The 16,932-nt window shown below is 76.0% G+C and carries 10 protein-coding genes, 1 tRNA gene and 1 pseudogene; 6 read left to right on the forward strand and 6 right to left on the reverse strand.

Features of this window, described 5'->3' with window-relative positions:
* Window positions 1-418: 418 nt before the first annotated feature.
* Both ABZ641_RS05365 and ABZ641_RS05370 read right to left on the reverse strand, forming a co-directional pair.
* Window positions 419-1,678 (reverse strand): annotated as a pseudogene (locus ABZ641_RS05365) (SpoIIE family protein phosphatase); the annotation flags it as partial.
* Between the two features lie 179 nt (window positions 1,679-1,857).
* Window positions 1,858-3,180 carry an FAD-dependent oxidoreductase gene (locus tag ABZ641_RS05370; RefSeq protein ID WP_359979382.1) on the reverse strand — a complete coding sequence of 441 codons (1,323 nt, stop codon included), beginning with the start codon at window positions 3,178-3,180 and terminating at the stop codon, window positions 1,858-1,860.
* Between the two features lie 426 nt (window positions 3,181-3,606).
* Between ABZ641_RS05370 and ABZ641_RS05375 the strand changes: the two genes are divergently transcribed.
* Window positions 3,607-4,410: a helix-turn-helix domain-containing protein gene (locus ABZ641_RS05375; protein ID WP_344628194.1), complete on the forward strand. Its 804-nt coding sequence runs from the start codon at window positions 3,607-3,609 to the stop codon at window positions 4,408-4,410.
* Between the two features lie 222 nt (window positions 4,411-4,632).
* On the forward strand, window positions 4,633-6,639 hold the full coding sequence (locus ABZ641_RS05380) for a sigma-70 family RNA polymerase sigma factor (RefSeq protein ID WP_359979346.1): 2,007 nt from the start codon (window positions 4,633-4,635) through the stop codon (window positions 6,637-6,639).
* Between the two features lie 115 nt (window positions 6,640-6,754).
* Here the strand turns inward: ABZ641_RS05380 and ABZ641_RS05385 are convergent, their stop codons facing one another.
* Both ABZ641_RS05385 and ABZ641_RS05390 read right to left on the reverse strand, forming a co-directional pair.
* Window positions 6,755-7,459 (reverse strand): DsbA family oxidoreductase, encoded by a 705-nt coding sequence (locus ABZ641_RS05385; protein ID WP_344628196.1) that lies wholly within the window; start codon window positions 7,457-7,459, stop codon window positions 6,755-6,757.
* A gap of 142 nt (window positions 7,460-7,601) precedes the next feature.
* Complete coding sequence (locus ABZ641_RS05390; RefSeq protein WP_359979349.1) at window positions 7,602-9,038, reverse strand: MFS transporter; 1,437 nt, start codon at window positions 9,036-9,038, stop codon at window positions 7,602-7,604.
* 173 nt (window positions 9,039-9,211) lie between these two features.
* Here ABZ641_RS05390 and ABZ641_RS05395 point away from each other — a divergent pair, with 173 nt between their 5' ends.
* Window positions 9,212-9,730: a MarR family transcriptional regulator gene (locus tag ABZ641_RS05395; protein WP_359979352.1), complete on the forward strand. Its 519-nt coding sequence runs from the start codon at window positions 9,212-9,214 to the stop codon at window positions 9,728-9,730.
* A gap of 93 nt (window positions 9,731-9,823) precedes the next feature.
* Here the strand turns inward: ABZ641_RS05395 and ABZ641_RS05400 are convergent, their stop codons facing one another.
* Complete coding sequence (locus ABZ641_RS05400) at window positions 9,824-10,327, reverse strand: universal stress protein (RefSeq protein WP_344628199.1); 504 nt, start codon at window positions 10,325-10,327, stop codon at window positions 9,824-9,826.
* 176 nt (window positions 10,328-10,503) lie between these two features.
* A complete protein-coding gene (locus ABZ641_RS05405; RefSeq protein ID WP_359979354.1) occupies window positions 10,504-12,639 on the reverse strand; it encodes an asparagine synthase-related protein in 2,136 nt (711 codons plus the stop codon).
* A gap of 818 nt (window positions 12,640-13,457) precedes the next feature.
* Here ABZ641_RS05405 and ABZ641_RS05410 point away from each other — a divergent pair.
* The 3 genes from ABZ641_RS05410 to ABZ641_RS05420 all read left to right on the forward strand — a co-directional run bounded on the left by ABZ641_RS05410 (window position 13,458) and on the right by ABZ641_RS05420 (window position 16,887).
* Window positions 13,458-14,879, forward strand: coding sequence for an MFS transporter (locus ABZ641_RS05410; RefSeq protein WP_344628482.1), 1,422 nt, complete (start codon window positions 13,458-13,460; stop codon window positions 14,877-14,879).
* A gap of 62 nt (window positions 14,880-14,941) precedes the next feature.
* Window positions 14,942-15,005 (forward strand) — tRNA-OTHER (locus tag ABZ641_RS05415).
* A 304-nt stretch (window positions 15,006-15,309) separates the two neighbouring features.
* Entirely contained in the window at window positions 15,310-16,887 is a 1,578-nt protein-coding gene (locus ABZ641_RS05420) for a TROVE domain-containing protein (RefSeq protein ID WP_359979357.1), read from the forward strand.
* Window positions 16,888-16,932 lie beyond the last annotated feature (45 nt).

Below are 16,932 nucleotides of genomic sequence, written 5' to 3' on the forward strand. Positions count from 1 at the left end.
GTTGAGTTCTCAAGGAACGGACACTTCCTTCGGGCCGCCTTCCAGCGGACCCTCCGGGCGTTTCGTTTTTTCGTGTTTCCAGCTTATCAGATCCGAGTCCGTGCTCTTCACCGACTTGCTTTCTTCACTGTCTTGTCGGAACCGGCCTGACGGCCCGTCCGACGTTTCAAACCTTAGCCGATCCCCGCTCCGAAAAGCGAATCCGGCGCCGGTCCGAAGTGCAATTCCTATAAACGCGCACGCCGAATTCGCACCGGGACGCGACAAGACGCGACCCAGCCCGAGCCGGGAGGTGGTGTTTCAAGGGATTGGCTGCCTCGGGACCGTCCGCGCGGATCGCTCGTCCGGTGCTCCCTGTCAGGCAACTCGGAGAACATTACACGTCGGATCCGTCGGGTTCAAGTGGCAGCTGGAAGGCCAGCACGGCCACGTCGTCGTCGTGCTCCGCGGTGACGCCCATCGCCCGCAGCAGGCGGGCACAGACGACCTCCGGGCCGCCCGCGGCGCCGGCGAGGGTGCGGGCGAGCAGGTCGAGCCCGTGGTCGATGTCCTCGTCGCGGCGTTCGACCAGGCCGTCGGTGTAGAGGACACCGGTGGTGCCGGGCAGCAGCTTGAGGGTGTGGGAGACGTGGCTGCCGCTGCCGGTGCCGAGCGGGGGGCCGTTCTGCTCCTCGCCCTGCAGGACGCTGCCGTCGGGGCAGCGCAGCAGCAGCGGCAGGTGGCCGGCGGAGGCGTACTCCAGGGTGCCGGGGGCCGGGTCCCAGACCGCGTAGGTGCAGGTGGCGATCTGGTTGGCGTCGATCTCCATGGCGAGGCCGTCGAGCAGGCCCATCACCTCGTGCGGAGGGAGGTCGAGCCGGGCGTAGGCGCGGACGGCGGTGCGGAGCTGGCCCATGACGGCGGCGGCCCGCAGGCCGCGGCCCATCACGTCGCCGATGACCAGGGCGGTGCGGCCGGCACCGAGGCGGATGACGTCGTACCAGTCGCCGCCGACCGCGGCGTCGGCGCCGCCGGGCTGGTAGGTGGCGGCGACCCGGAGGTCGGCGGGCTGTTCGAGCTTCTGCGGGAGGAGGCTGCGCTGCAGGGTGACGGCGGCCTCGCGCTGGCGCCGCTCGGCCTCGCGGACCCGGGTGGCGGCCTGGACCTGGTCGGTGACCTCGGCGGCGTAGATGAGGAGGCCGGCGGGCGGGCGCGGACCGGGCCGGGGGGCGAGCGTGTCGAGCGGCGGGTCGGCGGGGGCGAGCGGGACGCAGGAGACGTTGTAGTAGCGGCTGCCGGCCGGCCCGAGGATGCAGCGCGCCTTGACGCTGCGGGGTCGGCCGCCGCGCAGGGCCTGGTCCATGAGGGGGAGGACGCCGAGGGCGGCGAGCTCGGGGAGGCCGTCGGCGGCGGGCAGGCCGGCGGTCCGTTCGCCGAAGAGCTCGCGGTAGGCGTTGTTCGCGTACCCGAGCTGGTGGAGCGGGCCGTAGGTGACGGCGACGGGGGCGGGCAGCCGGTCGAGGACGCCGCGCAGCTCGTAGAGCTCGTGGATCTCGCGGTGGTCGAGGGCGGCGGCCGCGGTCTCCGGGTCGCGGGGGCCGGGCAGGGGCAGGGATTCGGTGGCCGTCGAGGACGGGGCGGACGGAGCGGTGCGCCTCGGGGCTCCGGTGAGCCGGGCGCTCCAGCGCATGAGGTTCAACGTCTGCCGCTTCCTCGGGTGTGGGGGTTGGGCGGTTTCTGAAGGGTCATCACATGATGTGCTCGGGGCAGCACGGGCCGTGATGATCGGCTGGGCAGATCCTGTCAGGCGGAGGTGTCGTTTCGGAAGTCGTATCGCCGGTCCGGCGCATTCGCTACAGACCGGCGTACGCGGGGGCGCTAGGGGCGCTCAAGGAAGCCCGACTCGAACTCCGCGCGCGGGTGCTCCACGGTGCCGAGCGAGACGACCTCGCGGCTGAAGAGCCCGCCGAGCAGCCAGTCGGTGAAGACCCGGACCCGGCGGTCGAGGCTGGGCAGTCGCCGCAGGTGGCGGGCCCGGTGCAGCCACCAGGCCCGGCGGCCGGTGAGGCGGCCCCGCCGGGTGTGGGCGACGGCGCGGCCCAGTCCGAGCGAGGTGGAGCAGTGGATGCGCTCGGGTCGGTAGGCGGCCAGGGCGCCGTGGTCGAGGTCGGCCAGCAGGTTCTCGGCGAGGAGCCGGGCCTGCGCCAGCGCGTGCTGGGCATTGGGGGCGCACAGCGCACCGTCGGCCGCCGGGTCGGGAACGGCCGCGCAGTCACCGGCGGCCCAGGCGCCGGCGAGCGGGGTGCCGCCGGGTTCGCGGACCTGGAGGGTGGGCAGGCAGCGGACCCGCCCGGTGGGGTCGAGCGGGAGGTCGGTGTCGCGGAGCAGCGGGGCGGGCCGGACGCCGGCCGTCCAGACGAGGGTGCGGGCGGCGAAGCGGCTGCCGTCGGAGAGGGCCATGACCCGGTCGGCGGCGGACTCCAGGGTGGTGCCGAGGTGCACGTCGATGCTGCGTTCGCGCAGTTCGGCGAGGGTGTGGGCGGCGAGGTCGGCGCTCTCCTGGGGGAGGATCCGGTCGGTGGCCTCGACGAGCACCCAGCGCAGGTCGTCGGCGGTGAGGTTGTGGTAGCCGCGGACGGCGTAGCGGGCCATGTCCTCCAGTTCGGCGAGGGCGCCGACGCCCGCGTAGCCGGCGCCGACGAAGAGGAAGGTCAGCGCGGCCTGGCGGAGTTCCGGGTCACGGGTGGAGGATGCGAGGTCGAGCTGTTCGAGGACGTGGTTGCGGAGGGCGACCGCCTCGCCGACGCTGCCGAAGCCGAGTCCGTGGTCGGCGAGGCCGGGGACGGGGTCGGTCCTGGAGACCGAGCCCGGGGTCAGGATCAGGTGGTCGTAGGCGAGTTCCGCGGGTTCGGCGGCGGCCCCGCGGGGGGCGGTGTCAACCTGGGCGGTCCGGCCTGCGTGGTCGATCCGGGTGATCCGGGCGGTGAGCACGCGGCAGTGCGGGAGGACCTTGCGCAGGGGCACGACGACGTGGCGGGGGTCGATGCTGCCGGCGGCGACCTCGGCGAGCAGCGGGTGGTAGGTGAGGTAGGGCTGGGGCTCGACCACGGTGATCTCTGCGTCCCCGGTGCGCAGTCGGGGGGCGAGCGCCTGTTGCAGTACGAGGGCCGCGGCCATGCCGGCGCATCCGCCGCCGACGATGAGAATCCTGATGGGGCACCCCCTGCCGTCCGTGGGCCGTGTGACCTGATTCACGTCCCGCCGGGACGCCCTCCAATGAGGCAATGCGCGGGGTGCGTTTGTCCACAGGGCGAACGTGATCGAGTGGGTCGGATGTGGCGGAGGTTGCCGCCCGGGGCGGGTGTCGGGACGGCCGGTGGCAGGACGGCGGTTACCGGTCCGGGGGCGACCGGTGGTGGGAGGTCCGCTTCTGCCACGAACTCGCCTGAACTATGGTCGGATTGTGTCCCGTCAAGGTCGGGGTCGATCGACCCGGCGGCCGACTGGTCGGCGGGGAACTGGGGAAGGGTTAGTCCGCACCTGTTGAGTGGCGGACGGCTTGGGGCCGCACCGGGGGGTGCGGAAGGTTCGGGCGGGCGCCGTCGGTGTCCGCGGGGGAGGGTTGAAGTGACGGATCAGGAGCGTCCGGCCGGCGGCGTGGTGTCGCCGGTGCACGGACGGATCGGGGCGGGCCACGGCTCGGTACCGGAGCAGCGCGGGCCGGTCGGCTCGGAGCTGGTGGTGGCCGGCCCGGGGACGGGTCGGCCGGGTCGGCTGCGGGTGGATGCGCGGCGCAATCTGGAGAGCGTGCTGCGTGCGGCCCGGCAGGTGTTCGGCGAGCTGGGCTACGACGCGCCGATGGAGGAGGTGGCCCGCCGGGCCGGCGTCGGCGTCGGCACGGTGTACCGGCGCTTCCCCAGCAAGGAGGTGCTGGTCCGCCGGATCGCCGCGGAGGAGGTCGCCTGGCTGACGGCGCAGGCCCGCGAGTCGCTGTACGGCGGCGGCGCGGCGTGGGAGTCGCTGGCGGGTTTCCTGGGCCGGGCGGTCGCGTCGGGTGCGGGTCGGCTGTTGCCGCCGGAGGCGTTCCGGTACGCGGCGGAGCTCGGCCGGGTGCCGGAGCCTCGCGGGTCGGAGCCTCGCGGGCCGGAAGCTGAGGCGGAGCCGTCGGGCGCTGCCGGGCCGGGTGCGGCGGACGCCGATCCGCGGCTGCTGCTGCAGTTGGTGGCGGCGCTGGTGGCGCGGGCGGCCGCGGCGGGCGAGCTGCGTCCCGGGGTGACGGTCTCGGACGTGGTGCTGGTGCTGACGGCGGCCGTCCCGGTGCACGCCCTCACGGCGCTCCCGGACGGAGTGGAACCGACGGAGGGTCAACCCGGTGACGCTCCGGCGCAGCGGCTGCTGCAGATCCTGTTGCAGGGTCTGCAGTCGCGCTGAGCAAGGGAGTTGGGGCGGCCGGGGTGTCGTCCGCGGTGCCCGTACGAGTGGGTCGCGGCAGGTCCGGCTTCCGGCCGGCGCTGTGCTATGCAATCCTTTGCCCGTGCTTGGAGCCATTGTCCCGTTGCGCGGTGTTCCTGCAGCTCGCTGCGGCCGCGCGGCCGCCGTGGCCGCGTGTCCGGCGGCCGGTGCGGCGGCGGATGCGGCTGCCGGGGTGCGGCGGTGAGCGCCGAGGAGCTCGGTGAGCCGGGGTCCGGTGCGGGCCCGTCCGGCCAGGTGCCGGACCAGGCGGGTGCGCCGCTGCGGGAGTCGCTGGCCGGCCGGGTGCCGGGCCAGGCCGCGGCCGGTCTGGGCGGTGTGACGCCGGAGGCCTTCATCGGCGAGGAGCCGCCGGCGCGGGCCGTGGTGCCGGCGCCGGCCGATCCGGTGGACGGTGAACGTCCGCCGTCGGACGCCGAGTTGACGGCACGGGTGCGGGCCGGGGACGACTCCGCGTACGAGGAGGTCTACCGGCGGCACGCGGAGGCGGTGCGCCGCTATGCGCGGACGTGCTGCCGGGACAGCTTCACCGCGGAGGACCTGGCGGGCGAGGTGTTCGCCCGTACGCTGCAGGCGCTGAAGGCGGGGCGCGGGCCGGAGTTCGCGGTGCGCGCCTACCTGCTGACGGCGGTGCGCAACGTGGCGGCGGCCTGGGCGCGGACCGAGCGGCGCGAGCAACTGGTCGACGACTTCGGGTCGTTCGCACAGGGTACGGCGGGCGCGGCGATCGAGTACGACCTGGCGGACCCGGGTGCGGACGCCTGGGCGATGGCGCTGGCCGACCAGCGGATGGTGATGCGGGCGTACGCCGGGCTGCCGGAGGACGACCGGGTGGTGCTGTGGCACACCGAGGTCGAGCGGGAGTCGCCGAAGGCGGTCGCGGTGATGCTCGGCAAGACGGCGAACGCGACCGCGGTGCAGGCGCACCGGGCGCGGGACCGGCTGGCCGCGGCCTTCCTGCAGGCGCACGTGTCGGGCAGCCAGGAGCAGGGCTGCGCGGCGTACGCCAACCGGCTCGGGGCGTACGCGCGCGGGTCGCTGCGCAAGCGGGCCTCGGCGGAGGTCGGCCGGCACGTGCAGGGGTGCGCCCGCTGCACGGCGGCCTGCGTGGAGCTCACGGACATCAACCACAGCCTGCGGGCGGTGCTGCCCGGGGGCGTACTGCTGTGGGTCGGCACCGGGGCGATCGCGAAGGCGGCCGCGGCCGGGGCGGTGCTCGGCGGTGCCGCGGTGGCCGGGGCAGTGGGTGCCGCCGGTGCGGCGACGTCCGGTGGGACGGCCGTGTCCGGGGCGGCCGCGGCGGGCGGTGCCTCGGCGGGTGGTTCGGGCGGTGCGATCGGGGCGGCCGCCGGTGAGGGGCTGGGGGTCGCGGCCAAGGCCGGGATCGCCGCGAGTGTGGCCCTGGCCGCGGCGGCGGTAGCGGCCTGGGCGTTGAGCGGTCCGGCGGACGTACCGCCGGAGGCTGCGCCGCGGGCGGCCGTGGTGTCGTCGGCGCATCCCCCGGTGGTGGAGTCGCCGTTGCCGGTGCCGTCCGAAAGCCCGTCGCCGGTGGTGCCGCCGGCTCCGCCGCGGCGTTCGCCGCTCGCCGCGCCGGTCGTTCCGTCGCCGACGGGTTCGGCGACGGAGGAGCCGCCGTCCCCGGTGCGGACCCAGGAGCCGTCGACCCCGGCTCCCGAGCCGCCGTCCCCGGATCCGACGCCCGTTCCGACGCCGACCCCGACCGCGACGCCCGCGCCGCCGCCCACCGCGTTCTGGCTGGACGACCTGCCGTTCGCCGGCTCCGGGCGCCGGGACGCGGAGGACGAGGGCCGGCCGGCGATCCGGCGCGGCGGCGGCTCGCTGGCGAGGCGGCCGGGGCTGTGGATGGCCGGGCAGTGGTACAGGCACGCGCTGAGCGTGCACGTGCCGTCCCGGGTGGTGGTGGACCTGAACCGCAGCTGCACCGCGTTCGACGCGGTGGTGGGGCCGGACGACCTGGCGGTCGGGCGCGGCAGCGTGGTGTTCGCCGTGCTGGGCGAGGACGGTTCGGTGCTGTGGCGCTCCGGCCCGGTGCGGGCGGGCGACCGCCCGGTGCGGGTGCACGCGCCGCTGGCGGGTCAGCGCTCGATCCGGCTGGTCGCGGAGCGGGCGGACGGCGGCTGGGCGCTGTTGGACGTCGCCGACTGGGCGGACGCCCGGCTCACCTGCTGACGGCCCGCCGGCCGAGGGCCCGCCGGACGCGGGCGCCCGACCGTCCGCCGAGGGAGGGCCGGGCGCTGCGGGTGGGTCGCGGAGGTGCCGTGGGGGTGCCGAGCCGGTGCCGTCGTCAGACGGCGCAGCTGCCGTCCGCGCAGGCGGCGGAGTCGTCGGGCCCGGTGCCGGGTGCGGGGACGAGCGCGCCGGTCTCCTCGGCGACCTGCTGCAGGACGCGCAGGAAGGTGTCCGCCTCCTGGCCGCCCTGCACGGCCCAGCGGCCCTCGAAGACGAAGGTCGGCACGGCGGTGATGCCGAGCGAGCGGGCCCGGTCGAGCTGGTCGCGGACCTCGTCGGCGCCCTCCTCGCCCGCGAGGTAGCCGGTGACCCGTTCGCCGTCCATGCCGGCGGCGACGGCGATCGCGGTGAGGGCCGTCCGGTCGCCGACGTCGACGCCGTCGCTGAAGTGCGCCTTGAGCAGCCGCTCCTTGACGTCGGCCTGGACGGCGGCGCCGTACTCGGTCTCGGCGAGGTGGAGCAGGCGGTGGCCGAGGAAGGTGTTGGCGTGCAGGGCGGCGTCGAAGTCGTAGGCGATGCCCTCGGCGGCGCCGAGCTCGGTGACCCGGGCGTCCATGGCGACGGACTGCGGGCCGTACCGCTCGGCGAGCCAGGCGCGGTGCGGGCTGGCCTGCTCGGGGGCGTCGGGCACCAGCTGGTAGGGCCGGTAGACCACCTCGACGCCGTCCTTGCCCGGGAAGCGGTCCAGCGCCTGCTCGAAGCGGCGCTTGCCGATGTAGCACCAGGGGCAGGCGATGTCGGAGTAGATCTCGACCTTCATGGGGGTACGGCTCCTGTTCGGGGGCGGGGTGGTGGGCGGCCGTGCGGGGCCCACCCGCCAGGTTGAACGGTCAACCGTCCGTTCGGCATTCCCGTCCCGTGTTCCCGTCCGGCGTCCCACGGGTCGGCGGGCCGCTCCCGGGTCAGCCGTCGTGCGAGGCCAGGACGGTGCGCGGCAGGGCGAGGCAGAGCAGGCCGGTGGCCGCGAACACCCCCACCACCCAGGGCAGCACCGTCGTCATCGCCGGGCCGGGGCCGTCGGCGGTGTGCTGGAAGAACAGCGTGGCGAGGGTGGCGACGCCGAGTGCCCCGCCGAACTGCTGGGCGGTGGAGAAGATGCCGGACGCGCCGCCGGCGGTGTCGGCGGGCACCGCCGACAGCACCACGTTGACCAGGGGCACCACCAGGAAGCCGAGGCCCGCGCCGGCCACCAGCAGGCCGGGGACGAGCGGCCAGGCGCCGGTGTGCGCGGCGGCCGCACCGGACACCGCGTGCCCGATCCAGGCGCAGCTGGCGGCCATCAGGACGGCTCCGGCCAGCAGCACCAGCCGCCCGTACCGGACGGCGAGGCCGTCGGCGACCGGCGCGGTGAGGAAGCCGCCGACCGAGAAGGCGGCGGTGACCAGGCCGGCCTGCAGCGGCGTGTAGCCCTGGCCGCCCTGCAGCCAGATCGCGAAGACCAGGAAGAAGCCCTGCATGGCGACCGAGAACAGCAGCTGCACCAGCAGGCCCACCGAGAACGCCTTCAGCCGGAACGCCCGTGCGGGCAGCAGCGGCACCGTGCCGCCGCCCCGACGGGACTGGGCCAGTGCCGGTCCCGCCACCGCGGCGACGCCGGCGGCCAGGCAGAACCAGCCCCAGAGCGGCCAGCCGTTGCTGCGGCCCTGGACGAGCGGCAGCACCACGGCGACCAGGCCGGCCGCCAGGACCAGGCTGCCCACCAGGTCGGGCCGGCCGGTCGAACGCTCCCGGTCGGCGGGGACCAGCACCGCCCCCGCCGCCAGGCAGACCGCGGCGATCGGCACGTTCACCAGGAAGACCGTCCGCCAGCCGAGGCCGAACAGGTCGGCGTCGGTCAGCACGCCGCCGAGCAGCAGGCCGATCCCGGAGGCGAAGCCGGCGACCGCGCCGTACATGCCGAAGGCGGCGCCGCGCTCCTTGCCGTGGAAGAGCGTCCGGAACGAGCCGATCACCTGCGGGGTCAGGACGGCGGCGGCCACGCCCTGCACGGCGCGGGCGGCGATCAGCTGGCCCGGGCCCTGGGCGAGGCCGCAGGCGAGGCTGGCCAGTCCGAACGCGGCGGTGCCGGCCAGGAAGAGCGCCTTCCGCCCGTACCGGTCGCCGAGGTGGCCGGCCACCACCAGGGTGGCGGCGAAGCCCAGCAGGTAAGCGGAGACCAGCCACTGCAGTTCGGCCTCGGAGGCGTGCAGGTCCCGGCCGACGGACGGGATCGCGACGTTCACGATGGTCACGTCCAGCAGGTCCATCAGGGCGGCGGTCATCATCACGGCCGCGGCGGCCCAGCGGCGGGGGTGCGGCACGGCCGGGGGACTGTCGGCCGTGGGTGCGAGTGCGGTCATCTCTCCTGCCCTCCAGGAGTTCGGGGGCGCAGGGCCGGGGCTCGGGTGGTCTGCGCGGGAGTTATTTCGTTCGCCAGAACGAAAGACTTGCACAGGCCGCGGCCGCACCACAAGCCTTTCGTTCGCTCTAACTAAATATTCGTCCCGTCGAAGGACTCCGCTAGGCTGGTTCCATGCCCGAGCAGCAGCGCCCCGCCACCGCGGCACACCCCGCTCCCGGCGCCGACCACCACCGCGACGTGGTGCTGGCGCGGATCTACGAGGCCGGCCGCGAGTCGAGTGCGGTGACGGTGATGTTCCACTCCGCGATCGCCGAGAAGGCCGGTCTGGGCGCCACCGAGTCGAAGACCCTGGACCTGCTCCAGCGCAGCGGCCCGCTCACCGCGAAGGAGCTCGCCGAGCGGTCCGGGCTGGCGCCGGCCTCGGTGACCGGTCTGGTGGACCGGCTGGAGCGCAAGGGCTTCGTCCGCCGGGTGCAGCATCCGACCGACCGGCGCCGCGTCCTGGTGGAGCACCGCCCGGAGGCGATCGGGCGGCTGGCCGAGCTGTTCGAGGACTGGGGGCGCGAGGTCGGCGAGCTCTGCGACGAGTTCAGCACCGAGGAGCTGGAGGTCGTCGCGCGGTTCCTCACCGGCAGCACGGCCCGGCAGCGCGCCGCGGCCGCCCGGCTGACGGACCGGCCGGCCGACTGACGGACCGACGACTGCCGGCCCGCCGACTGCCGGCCGCCGGCTCGGCCACGGGCTCGGCCACCGGCTGACGGGCCGTCGGGGCGGTGCGCAGGCTCAGCCCGCCGGCGGGGCGGGCACCACCAGCACCGGGCAGTTCGCGTGGTGGACCGCGGCGGTGCTCACCGAGCCGAGCAGCAGCCGGCTGAAGCCCCCGTTGCCGCGGGTGCCGATGACCAGCGTGTGCTGGCCGGCGGTGGCGGCGAGCACCACCTCGATGACGCTGCCGAGCACCACGTGCAGCGAGAGCTCCCCGCCGTACGGCCGGGGCCGGGCCGCCTGGACGGTGTCCACCGCACGGCGCAGCCCGTCCGCCATGCTGCCGGCCAGCAGTTCGATGGACGGCTGGACGAGTTCCACCATGCCCGGCGGGTAACCGGCCGGTGAGGGGTTGACCACCGCCAGGACGTACAGCGGCAGGCCGAACAGCTCGGCCTCGGTCATCGCCCGGTCCAGCGCCCACAGCGAGCCGTCGGAGCCGTCACAGGCGGCGAGGATGCCGGGCCGGGCCGCCGGGGGCGGCTCGTCGAGCACGGGCAGGGGGACCATCGCGGCAGCCACCCGGTCATGATGCCGGGTCGGCCGCCCCGCGGACGGAACGGACGCGCCGGGGCGGCCCCGGCAGGCCGTGCGAGCCCTCACCCGTACCGGCGTGCCCGCATCCTCCGGCCGCACCCCCGGGCCGGACCGTCCGACCCCTCGGGTGGCCCCTCCGGCCGACCTCTCAGGCCGACCTCTCAGGCCGGCCGTCCGGCCAGGGCCTTCCGTTCGACCGGCGGCAGGCCCGTCCAGCAGGAGCCGTGCCGGCGGGCGGCGATCCGGCGCAGCCAGAGTTCGGTGGCGACCAGGTCGGCGAGGCCCGCCAGGGTGCCGGGCGGCAGGTCGCGGCCGGGTTCGGCGGCCGAGGCGAGGGTCTGCCGGACGGCGGACAGGTCGATCAGCCCGGCGTCGGCGAGCAGCGGGCGGTGGAAGAGTTCGGCGAGGCCGTCCGCGGCGAGGCGCAGTCCGGCCCTGGCCTCGTCGGCACGGTCGGGGCGCGGGGTGCGGCCCCAGTCGGCGGGGAGGTCGGTCCGTCCGGCGCCGGTGAGGATCGAGCGGAGCAGGGCGGGCCGGGCGCCGGGCTGCAGCCGGGTGTCGTCGGGCAGCAGGCGGGCGGCGCGGACGACCTGGTTGTCGAGGAACGGGGCGTGCAGGCGCTGGCCGCGCTGTTCGGCGGCCTGGACGAGGGTGCGGTAGGCGGTGGCGTGCCGGTGGAGGGCGAGCCGGGCCCGGCGGGCGCCGGGGTGTTCGACCGGGACGGGGCCTCGGGCGGCGATCCGCAGCCGCTGGGCGACGGTGGTGAGCGCCTCGTCGGAGAGCCAGCGGGCGGCGGGGCCGGGGACGTTCCAGGCGAGGTCGGCGGCGGAGCTGGCGCCGGCGGTGCCGGCCGGTTCGACGAAGTGGCGGACGGTCAGGCGGACGGCGAGGTCGTCGAGCGCGTCGGCGTAGTCGGCGCGGGCGAGCCGGTGGGCGGCGCGCAGCACGGTGACCGGGGTGCGGACGGTGCCGGTGAGGGCGCCTGCGGTGGCCCGGTCCGCGCCGGCCAACGCGGCGACGGGGGCAAGGAGTTCGCGGGCGCGGCCGGTGCGGACGAGGTCGGCGAGCCGGGCGGGGTGGCCGTCCAGGACCTGGCGGGCGCCGTAGCCGGTGAGGTGGTCGGTGCCGCCGGCCCGGAAGCGGGCGGCGAGCCGGGCGGCGGCGGTGAGGGCGGGGCCGGGTTCGTCGGTGAGCGGGCCGGCGAGCGGGTCGTCGCCGAGGCCGGTGTAGGGCAGGCCGGGCGGGACGACGACGTGGCGCAGCCGGGGGGCGTCGACGGCGAGGGCCAGCCGGTCCTCGTCGCCGTGGGTGACGGCGGTGAGGGCCTCGCCGTTCTCCTCGGCGGGTTCGGTGCTGGTCCGGCGGGCCCAGGACCCCTTGACGGCGCCGGTGCGCGCGGGGGCGGCGGGGGTGCGGGCGGGCGCGCGGCCGGGGCCCGGGGCGAGCGGGACGGCGGCGGCGAGCAGGGCGACGGTCGCGGAGGCGGTGCCGTACGAGAGGTCGACGCCGAGCCGGGGCCGCTCCGGGTCGCCCTGCGGGTCGGGGGTGCCGGCGGCGGTGGTGCGGACCCGGCAGCGGACGGCCTCCAGCAGGGCGCGGGTGAGTTCGCGGACGGCGGGGGCGTCCTCGCGGCGGCCGGGTCCGGGCTCCGGCTCGTACCCGGCGAGGTAGGGACGTCCGCCGCGGATGCCGAGGGAGTGGCCGGGCGGCACCCGCAGCACTCCGGCGTACGGGGTGCCGTTGCCGAGCGCCTCGGGGGACTCAGGGCAGGCGAGCAGGGCGGCGAGGTGGCCGGTGTCGACCGGGGCGCCGATCAGGTCGGCGAGCGGGAGGGCGGCGGTGGCGTAGGCGGTGCCGCCGCGCCAGGGGGTGTGGAAGACGGGCTGGGCACCGGCGAGGTCGGTGAGCAGCACGGTGGAGCGGGTGCCGCTGCGCAGGACGGCGGTGTAGCTGCCGGGCCAGCGGGTGAGGTGGCGGACGGCGCCGCCGCGGGCGGCGGCGAGGCCGGCGGCGAGTTCGGCGTCGGTGGCGCCGCACCGCCCGAGGACGGCGAGCCGGGTGGTCGCGGGGGTGTCCTCGGGTTCGGGGTGGCCGGGGCGGGGCGGGCCGGAGGTGACGACGGGGTCGGCGCCGGGGCGCAGGCTGACGAGCCGGATCTCGTCGGGCCGCCAGTCGCCGACCGCCCAGAGCGGGTTGGGGCCGGTCCACAGCACGGCGCCGGCCAGCGGGCGGACGCCGTTCGGGGAGGGGCCGCCCGCGCCGTGGGGCTCTCCGCTCCAGCCGGTGAGCCACCGCATCGCGCCTCCGCCTGACGAGGGGTCGGGCGCACGGGGTGTCCGGAAGGGCGGTGCGCCGCAGGAGACATCGTGCCACCGGTTGTGCGGCGTGTGACCCGAGTTGCAGCAGTGGATCACGCCGGGCGCACGGCGGAGCGGCACGCGGGGCGGGGTGCGTCACCGGCACGGCGGGGAGGGTCCGCGGGGCGCGGCAAGGCGGCGCGGGAGGCCGGCGCGGCAGGGCAGCGGACGGCGGCGACGAACCGGCGGCGCCCGGACGGCGGCGCGGGGACGGCGGCCGCGGGGTGGCGCGGCTCGGCCGGCGGACGGGCCGGCCGAGCGGCGGGGTGCCCCACGGGCGGGACCGGGCCGCCCCCTCCGTGGCCCGGGCCGTCCCCTGTCGCCTCGTGGCATGGACATCGCCGAATGGCCGAAAGGCGTCGCACTGCCCGGGAGGGCATCCGCATGCCCTCCCGGACCCACCGCTGCCCGCGGGGATGGCGGCAGCGGTCTCCCCCGGCCCGCCGGGTCCTCGACGGCGGGCCGATCCACGGGCTCCAGCGAATCGCCCACCTGCCGCTGCGACCAGGGGGCACGGGCGGGCGCACGTCGGCACGGCACCGGAGCACGGGAGTCCGGCCCGGAGCACGGCGGAGCGGGCCGTTCCGCGGCGGGGCGGACGGACCGTCGCCGACAGGCCGTTGGTGCGCGCGATCCCGCCATCCGGAATGCGGCCTCTTAACCCTCGGAACCCGTCCGACTACGCTAGGTGCAGCGGGTGGCCGCAATACGCGCGCCACCCTCCGCGCAGGACCTCGCCAGGGGGTGCCACCGCCACCATGACCGCCAGTTCACGAGGGCCGAACGAACGGCTCGGCGCACTCCTGTCCCTCGCCCAGATCAGCAACGCCGGCCTGGCCCGCCGGGTCAACGACCTCGGCGCGCAGCGCGGTCTGACGCTGCGCTACGACAAGACCTCGGTGGCGCGGTGGGTCACCAAGGGCATGGTGCCGCAGCGGCCGGTGCCGCACCTGATCGCGACCGCGCTCGGCAGCAAGCTGGGCCGCCCGGTGCCGCTGGAGGAGATCGGTCTCGGCGACACCCAGCCGACCCCCGAACTCGGCCTGGAGTTCCCGCGCGAGGTGCCGGAGGCCGTCCGTTCGGCGACCGAGCTGTGGCGGGTCGACCTGGACCTGCGCAGAGGCCCCGGCGGCGGCCGGTGGAGCGACAGCCTGGCCGGCACCTTCTCCGTCTCGGCGTACGCGACGCCGGTCTCCCGCTGGCTGATCACCCCGGCGGACGGCTCGGTCGCCCGTGAGGCCGCGGCACCGGACCGCTCCGGCCACCGGGTGGGCCACTCGGACGCGGCGAAGCTCCGCGAGGCCGCCCAGGAGGCCCGCCGCTGGGACTCCAAGTACGGCGGCGGGGACTGGCGTTCGTCCATGGTGCCGGAGTGCCTGCGGGTGGAGGCGGCCCCGCTACTGCTCGGCTCGTACAGCGACGCGGTGGGCCGGGCACTGTTCGGCGCCACGGCCGAACTGACCCGACTGGCCGGCTGGATGGCCTTCGACACCGGCCAGCACGAGGCCGCGCAGCGGTACTACATCCAGGCCCTGCGCCTGGCCCGGGCGGCCGGGGACGTACCGCTCGGCGGGTACGTGCTGGCGTCGATGAGCCTGCAGGCGGTGTACCGGAACTTCCCCGAGGAGGCGGTTGACCTCGCGCAGGCCGCGCTGGAACGCAACCGGGGGCTGGCGACGGCCCGCACGATGAGCTTCTTCCACCTGGTGGAGGCCCGGGCGCAGGCCAGGGCCGGCAACGCGGCGGCCTGCGCGACGGCCCTGGTCGCCGCGGAGGGGGCGCTGGACCGCTCGCGGCCCGGGGACGCCGACCCGACCTGGATCGACTTCTACACCTACGACCGGCTGGCCGCGGACGCCGCGGAGTGCTTCCGCGACCTCGGGATGCCGTCCAAGGTGCGGCAGTTCACCCGGGAGGCGCTGGCCCGGCCGACCGAGGGCTACGTGCGTTCGCACGCGCTGCGGCTGGTGGTCTCCGCGATGGCCGAGGCCGAGGCGGGAGACCTGGACGCCGCGGTGGCGGCCGGCGAACGCGCGGTGGACGTGGCCGGGCGGATCTCCTCGCAGCGCAGCCGGGAGTACGTCCTGGAACTGCTGCGCCGCCTGGAGCCGTACCAGGACGAGCGCCGGGTGCGGGAGCTGACGGAGCGGGCGCGGCTGGTGCTGACCGCCTCGACCTGAAGGCCGACGCGGATATTCAGATGCACCCCGGGCCGCCCGGTGGCTAACGTCTTCCTCGTCCAGGTGCGCAGGCAGAGGTTACTTCCACTGTTAATGGGCAGGTCGCGGGTTCGAGTCCCGTCATCGGCTTCGGGCCGGTGTAGCTCAGTCGGTAGAGCAGCACACGTCACCTCAGCCGCTTCTGTTCTCTGGACACCTACACGTGCATACGACTGCCACCTCCCGGTGCGCAGGACCGGTTACTTCCTCCAAGAAATGAGCCGGCACCCACTTTTGATCTCGGGAGGCGTCGCGCCGGGGCGTCCGGTGCGCAGGCCGCGGCTCCTTCCAGTGGAGCGCCTCCTGGTGCTGTGAAGCCCGGTCGCCGCTGCCGTCACCGTGATCTCGGACGCCCCGCGCCGCGCCGTGCCTCCCCGCAGGGGGAACCACCATGTCTCGCTTCAACATCCGCCGCCCGAAGACCGGCCCGACCTCGCCCGTGACCACGACCGGGCAGCACGCCCTCAACCACGCCGGCGGCGTGGGCCACCTGCGCGACGAGAAGTCCGAACTCTTCCTGCTCGCCGTCGCCAACCTGGTCGGCCAGGACACCTTCTACGAGCGCGGCGGCGCCCGCGACGACCGGTACACCGCCCTGGTCCGCTCCCTCGCGGTGAGCGACCCGGAGTGGACGCTCGGCCTGCTGCGCTGGCTCCGGTACGGCGCCGCGATGCGCACCGCCTCGCTGGTCGGCGCCGCCGAGTTCACCCGCGCCCGGCTCGACGCCGGGGCGCCCGGGTTCTCCCGGCAGGCCGTCGACGCGGTGCTGCAGCGCCCCGACGAGCCCGGCGAGCTGCTCGCCTACTGGACCTCCCGGTACGGCCGGGCGCTGCCGAAGCCGCTCAAGCGGGGTGTCGCCGACGCCACGCGGCGGCTGTACAACGGCCGCGCGCTGCTCAAGTACGACACCGTCTCCAAGGGCTTCCGGTTCGGCGACGTGCTGGAGCTGACCCACCCCTCGCCGCACCCCGACAAGCCGTGGCAGGGCCCGCTGTTCCGGTACGCGCTGGACCGCCGGCACCGCCCCGACGAGGCCGTCCCGCCGACCGGCGACGCCCTGCTGACCGCCAGCCGCGAACTGCTCGCGCTGCCGGTCGAACAGCGGCGCGCGGTCGTCACCGGCCCCGGCGGCGCGGAGCGGCTGGCCGCGGCCGGCATGACCTGGGAGGCGCTGGCCGGCTGGCTGCAGGGCCCGCTGGACGCGGCGGTCTGGGAGGCGATCATCCCCTCGATGGGGTCGATGGCCCTCGTCCGCAACCTGCGGAACTTCGACCAGGCCGGGGTGTCGGACGCGGTGGCCGAGCAGGTCGCGCGGCGGATCTCCGACCGGGGCGAGGTGCAGCGGTCCAAGCAGTTCCCGTTCCGCTACCTCGCCGCGCACCGGCACGCGCCCTCGCTCCGCTGGGGCCACGCGCTGGAGACGGCGCTCGGCCACTCGCTCGCCAACGTCCCGGTGCTGCCGGGCCGCACGCTCGTCCTGGTCGACCGCTCCGGCTCCATGTTCGACCGGCCGAGCGCGCAGACCCAGCTCAACCGGGCGGACTCGGCAGCGGTCTTCGGCGCGGCGCTGGCGCTGCGCGCGGCCGACGCCGACCTGGTCGAGTTCGGCACCACCAGCCGCCGGATCAAGCTGCAGCGCGGCGACGCGGTGCTGAAGGTGCTGGACCGCTTCTCCGACCTCGGTGGCACCGAGACCGGCAAGGCCGTCCGGCAGCACTACCGCGGCCACGACCGGGTGGTGATCGTCACCGACGAGCAGGCGTACGGCGGTTGGCAGGGCGACCCGCTCGCCGCGGTCCCGGCGCAGGTCCCGGTCTACACCTGGAACCTGGCCGGCTACCGGGCGGGCCACGCGCCCTCCGGCGGCGCCCGCCGCCACACCTTCGGCGGCCTGACCGACGCGGCCTTCCGCCTGATCCCGCTGCTGGAGGCCGGCCGCGACGCCCACTGGCCCTGGGAGCAGGACTAGCGGCAGCCGCCGCACAGGGGCGCGTGGGGGTTCCCCCGGCCGCCT

It is taken from the genome of Kitasatospora sp. NPDC007106 (assembly GCF_040634455.1).
In the GTDB taxonomy this organism is placed as follows: domain Bacteria; phylum Actinomycetota; class Actinomycetes; order Streptomycetales; family Streptomycetaceae; genus Kitasatospora; species Kitasatospora arboriphila.

What these genes read in the sequence shown, in the direction of transcription:
- ABZ641_RS05385 (WP_344628196.1), bottom strand. Translation starts at nt 7,459, where the DNA reads ATGAAGGTCGAGATCTACTCCGACATCGCCTGCCCCTGGTGCTACATC.
- ABZ641_RS05390 (WP_359979349.1), bottom strand. Translation starts at nt 9,038, where the DNA reads ATGACCGCACTCGCACCCACGGCCGACAGTCCCCCGGCCGTGCCGCAC.
- ABZ641_RS05395 (WP_359979352.1), top strand. Translation starts at nt 9,212, where the DNA reads ATGCCCGAGCAGCAGCGCCCCGCCACCGCGGCACACCCCGCTCCCGGC.
- ABZ641_RS05405 (WP_359979354.1), bottom strand. Translation starts at nt 12,639, where the DNA reads ATGCGGTGGCTCACCGGCTGGAGCGGAGAGCCCCACGGCGCGGGCGGC.
- ABZ641_RS05410 (WP_344628482.1), top strand. Translation starts at nt 13,458, where the DNA reads ATGACCGCCAGTTCACGAGGGCCGAACGAACGGCTCGGCGCACTCCTG.
- ABZ641_RS05420 (WP_359979357.1), top strand. Translation starts at nt 15,310, where the DNA reads ATGTCTCGCTTCAACATCCGCCGCCCGAAGACCGGCCCGACCTCGCCC.